The sequence below is a fragment of the Okeania sp. genome (assembly GCF_983059655.1).
In genome coordinates this window covers 1-5,561 of sequence record NZ_CEZPJD010000532.1, presented here as the reverse complement: position 1 = coordinate 5,561, position 5,561 = coordinate 1, and the positions used below count along the sequence as shown (strand labels likewise).

At 32.2% G+C, this 5,561-nt stretch carries 3 protein-coding genes; 2 read left to right on the top strand and 1 reads right to left on the bottom strand.

The genetic code is table 11. The features are described 5' to 3' along the window. Window positions 1-668: 668 nt before the first annotated feature. Complete coding sequence (locus AC3DU7_RS23545; RefSeq protein WP_488041727.1) at window positions 669-1,790, bottom strand: metallophosphoesterase family protein; 1,122 nt, start codon at window positions 1,788-1,790, stop codon at window positions 669-671. Window positions 1,791-2,348: 558 nt separating this feature from the next. Between AC3DU7_RS23545 and AC3DU7_RS23540 the strand changes: the two genes are divergently transcribed. Then, window positions 2,349-2,819, top strand: coding sequence for a hypothetical protein (locus AC3DU7_RS23540; RefSeq protein WP_488041726.1), 471 nt, complete (start codon window positions 2,349-2,351; stop codon window positions 2,817-2,819). 170 nt (window positions 2,820-2,989) lie between these two features. Beyond that, window positions 2,990-4,216 carry a polysaccharide deacetylase family protein gene (locus tag AC3DU7_RS23535; RefSeq protein WP_488041728.1) on the top strand — a complete coding sequence of 409 codons (1,227 nt, stop codon included), beginning with the start codon at window positions 2,990-2,992 and terminating at the stop codon, window positions 4,214-4,216. Window positions 4,217-5,561: the final 1,345 nt, after the last annotated feature.

Sequence of the window (5,561 nt, the reverse complement as noted above, 5' to 3'; positions counted from 1 at the left end):
AGTTTGAGGTAATTATTGTTAATTGTTGCCATGATAGATTGCCAAAAATGATTTACAACAGATTAGTATGTCAGATTATCCTAATTTTTGTTATATAGGGCAACCTTCTTTCTTTTTCCGGCAAAACCCAATCTATTTAAACCTGTAATTTTTTCTGGTAATTATTGTGGGTTAACCACTGCTAAAATGTTCATAACCTGTTATGTTGATACTCTGAATTTACTCTAGATTAATATCAGCAACTCTTCAAGTATTTCTGGGAAATAAGTTACTGCTAATAATTGATAATTAATACATTCGATTTAAAGCCTCTCCTTTTAAGGAGAAAGAAGGAATCAGATTTCCTTATATTTAATTCCGTAACAGTTTTAACCAGAGGTGATTTCAGTTATCAGTTATCAGTACCTCTGCAATTCAGCAACAAGACTTTCTCATATTAGGACAGTGTTTAAATTAAAATAGATTTTAATGTCAAGGGAGCCTACTTTTCTAGTAAGACAATTAATAAAGCTTTGATAGTAAACTAAAAGTAATAGCTGATAGCTGACGGCTGTTTGCGCAGCATTCCGGAGGAAATGCTTACGATTAGAGGTTTTAAGTACTTAAAATATCACTTTTAACTTCTGAATTTTGACTTTTGAATTTTGACTTCTAACTTTTGACTTTACTTAAGCTTCTTTTTCCCGCAAAACTGAGCCATTTATACCTGTAATTTTTTCTGGTAATTCCTCTGGGTTAACCACTGCTAAACTATTCATATCATAGGTTGTATAAAAACTCTTATTTTGCTCTAAATTAATATCAACAACTGTCAAGGTATTTCTGGGAGATAAATTACTACCAATTAAAGTACGCGGACCGCTACCTAAAGCACCAGAATAAAGCAATTTCAAGTTACCTTTATAAGCGGGAAAATAAGCATGATGATGACCGCTAATATATAGGTGAACATTATACTTTTCTAGCATAGTTGTTAACTCATCGGCTTTAGCTAAAACATCACCCATTTTATTTTTAGTAGGAGCAACAGCATAAAAAGGTAAATGCCCCATTACAATTCGCATTTTTGCTGTTTGTGCTTGACTACTTGCTAGACTTTTTTCTGCCCACTCTAATTGTTGTTTAGGAATCCGAAGCATAGAAGCATCCCAAATTAAATAAAAAATTTCTTTATGGAGAAAACTGTAATAAAAAGGAAATCCATCTGCTTCTAGAAAATTTATGTTTAAATCATTTTGATGTTTGCTCCAATAAAGTTGTGCTTGTCTGCGTTCTTTTGCATATTTATATCCATCCTTAGATTTATTGAAATAACCTGAAGCATCATGATTGCCAATAGTAATAGCAAAAGGTTGTTTTGCTTGACGTAACGGTGTGGCAATATAACGGTCAAAACCACCCCACATAGCTTGAATATTTTCTTCAGTAAGTGACTGTTTTTGTCCGGCGATCGTATCACCGGCACAAAGTACTAAATCTGGTTGCCATTCAGGAATTAAAGGAATAGTTTTTTCTACTTGTGGTTGGTAAGTTGTGGAACCATAGCTACTGTTTAAATCACTGATAATTACAAGTCGAATATCCCCTCGTTTTGGGGCAAACATTCCTGAAGGAGCAGGGGTTGATGAAGTTGATATTTCTGAGGGATTAACAGTCTGATTTGCAGGAGTTTGAGAATTAAAATTTTCTCCGTTTGTAGTCTTGGTTTGCTGAAAATTTTTGCAAGAATTAAAAGCTACTCCTAATGCACTGCCGAGAGAAATTAGGAAATAACGACGGTTGAATTTCATTTTTTTCTCCACAATTATAATTAATTAGGTTAATTATATCTCAACTTTAGGTAAAGGTTTGATTAGCCTGGTGTTAAATATAGAATTTTATTAATCTATTGTTAAACTCCATTTAAACAATTAATTTCTATTTTTGTTGGCTGTTATACATTGATTAAAATAAATAAAAATATTGATAAACTGTCTAAAAAATTTTGCTATTCTTTTGATTGGTATTTTTCAAATATCTAGATAAATTCAAACTAGATTGTCGTTTTTTATCTTTTTATTTTGGGTTTAATACTCCACCGTCTACACGGCAGGGTCAATTTATTGTCACTAGAGAAAAATTGATAGGGAGATGGGGAAATTCTTATATTTTATTTGCACTATTAAATGTATTTCATCTCCATATAAATATTCTCTGACGACAATGAATTAGCCCCACCGTTTACACAGTGTTTACAATTGGGTGTGGTTTGAGTCCCCATCCATTTTTTCTTCCTTCTTGAACCTATAGACAACCTTACAAAACTTTCCATAATTTGCTTTTTCTGTTCCTTCAAACATCTACTAAAAATGGCTAAAAATTACAATCAATTCAATTTATATCTAAGTTTAATTCTATTAATAGGACTATTTTCAGAACCAATAGTTGCTCAAACTACTTCTAATTTAAAATCTCTTCAATCTTACAAAAATGACAATATTCAATTATCAGAAATTTCGGCCGATAATGCAGTAAATAAATTACTAACTGTTTCTAACTGGATGATAAATCCAGAAATGGTATTAGCAAACTTAATTAGAACAGTGAGAGAACAAACAATTGTTGCTGCTAATACCGCCCCTAATCCTTGGCATAAAATTCACGAACAAGCAAGATTAGGGAAAGTTCCGATAATTATGTACCACGATATTTTGCCCAAGAAAAAAGTTTCTTTTGATGTCACAGTCAAACAATTTAAAAAGCATCTCGAATTAATCAAAAAAAATGGAGTAACTCCTATTAGCTTAGACCAATTAATTCACCTTTTACGCACAGGATAAGCATTGCCAGAAAAACCAATAGTTCTGACATTTGATGACGGATATATTGGTCATTTCAGTTATCAGTTATCAGTTATCAGTTATCAGTACCTCCTACTGAAGTAGGAGGCTTGAAATACTGAATCAATTTTTTTTCATCCCCTTGAAAGGGGAGGCTTGAGACCTTATTTATTGGTCATTATGAAATAGTTTATCCCCTACTAAAAAAATATAACTATCCAGCAGTTTTTTCAGTATATACAGACAAAATAGAAGGCAAAATAGTTGGTCGTTCCACTCTCACTTGGTCACAATTACAAGAAATGGCAAAAAATCCATTAGTAACAATTGCTTCCCATAGTGTTACTCATCCCAAAGATTTAACAAAATTATCTGACCGAGAACTACAAGCAGAAATTTTCAAATCAAAGCAAATTTTAGAGAAAAAATTAGGGATAAAAATTAACTATTTTACTTATCCAGAAGGTAAATATGATGAACGTGTTAGTGCTTGGGTAAAAGTAGCGGGATATGAAGCAGCATTAACAATGAAAAATAATAGAAATACCTTTAGTAATGAATCAAAAAGTTTATTGGCAATAGACCGTTTTGGTCAATCAGGGTTAAAAAAGGCAATTGCAAAAACTTTTGGCGGATTACAATTACCTTCCTGGAAATTTGGCTTTGATTTTACTGGTCAAATTATCAAAAATGAAATAACTATTCAAGGAGTTCCATTAATTTTAATTTCTGGAGGAAGACCAATAACTATTCATGCAGATAGTCGGTATCAAGTCAAAGATATTGTGGCAAAACATGAGGCGATCGCTGGAATAGATGGAGTATTTTTTTCTTTAGAAAAACTAGATTCTAACGAAGTAATTGGTCCGATTTTTAGCCAGAATACAAAAAAATTCGTGCCTGGAGATAGCTATGACAACAATAAATTAAAGAATCGTCCTTTAGTATTAATTAGTGAGGATAAAGTAGATTTTATTCCTTTTAATCCCGAACATCACAATACAATAAAAGGCATAAAAGCAGAGATGCCGAATGTTACAGATGCTTTTGTGGGAGCTGCATTTTTAGTGAGAAACGATCAACCTCAACCACCAGAAAGTTTTGGTAAATTATTCAAGTTCAACGAACCTCGTCACCGAGCATTTTGGGGTATTCATCGTAGTGGTCAATCTATTATTGGCGTATCCTATAAAAGAGTTGGTTCAGTAAAACTTGGCCAACTTTTAGCACAAGCAGGATTTCGGGATGCAGTAATGTTAGATTCTGGAGCCAGCACATCTCTAGCTTATGAAGGTAAATCTTTAGTTAGATATACTCCACGTCCTGTTCCTCATATAGTTGCTTTAGTGACACCAAAGTTAGCTTCAAAATCAACTTGTTTTGTAACTCAGTATTGATAAATAAAAGTCAATTATTGTAAGAGTATTCATCAGTCAGCTAACTTCCTATAGTCGAAATTGCGGACTTCAGCTATTAGCTATTAACTTATTGAATAATTCAAAATTTGTTTGTGTAGTATTCCTTAGGAAGTGCTTACCCATTACAGACAACAGGGAAAAAAGATAAAAGTACCTAACGAGTCTGAGAAACACTATAGAACCCCTAAGCGTATCTTTTATGGAAATAGAAAAGCTTTAGGAAAGCCATTTTCAGGGTAAGCATTCAGCTATTAGCAGTCAGCAATTAGTAATGAGTAATTACTTCTAAGACTTAGGAATGGGACTTTGCCAGTAATTTTTATTCTTTCTCAAGAATAAAGGTTGCTTTTATCTTCCTGCTGATAGCTAATAGCTGATAGCTGAATGCTTACTTTTCAGGAGCCTAACAACTATCAGGGTTCAAGAGAGCAAAAAATTCTGAAAAATGACTGCCAGAATCATAAAGCCCAGATGGGTATTGAAATTGTATAGCAATGTGCGCTGGCATATTTACAAATTTCAGGAGGTGTCCAATAGCTAAAAGTTTTATATCATAAGCTTTTTATCCACCCTACTGCCTATTGCCTGCGCACAGCGCTATAACTTCTTAAATAGACATCTCCAAAAATCCAAAATAAAATCAATTCTCACACATAAATTATCAATTCTTTCTTCCTACTGCCTGCTGCCTACTGCCTACTGCCTACTCCCTCTTTTCTGGAGATGTCTAATAGATACCAAATGGCTTCTATATAGTTTTTAAACTAACTTTTAAAAAAGTTGATTAAATTAAAAATAAAGCTTTTTTTTTCATCTTTCTATACTGATGTATTCTGACTATAAATTAATAGAAAATAAACTATAGCCTTTCTGAATGGGATGTATAGCAATCAGGAATCAGTTGTGAGAATTGAGGTGTTCCTTAAAAGTATAGAATATAGCAAGTATTATATTTATATGATATGTTTTTTTTCTTCTCTGTTCCCTGTTCCCTGTTCCCTGTTCCCTGTTCCCTAAAAGTTTCCAATATCTCACAACTCAAATCATATTGCTATAGATACCAAATACTATTAAAAATGTAAGAAAAAACAGTAAATTATGGAAAACATCATTAATTATTAGTAAATATCAGGATATAAGGTACTCAAGCCAGTATTTTTTTCTAAAAAAAAACTAAATATAGATTTTTATTTCAAATAAGAACACTATATATTAAAGCTGATTTTAGAATTTTATAAATCTAATAAAAATCATTTATCTAAAATAGAGAAAAAATACTGTATCTTTATTCCAAAATCGAAAAAATCACTCTTTTTGACTCTTT

Coding starts and splice junctions, on each gene's coding strand:
- AC3DU7_RS23545 (WP_488041727.1), bottom strand. CDS start 1,790: ATGAAATTCAACCGTCGTTATTTCCTAATTTCTCTCGGCAGTGCATTA.
- AC3DU7_RS23540 (WP_488041726.1), top strand. CDS start 2,349: ATGGCTAAAAATTACAATCAATTCAATTTATATCTAAGTTTAATTCTA.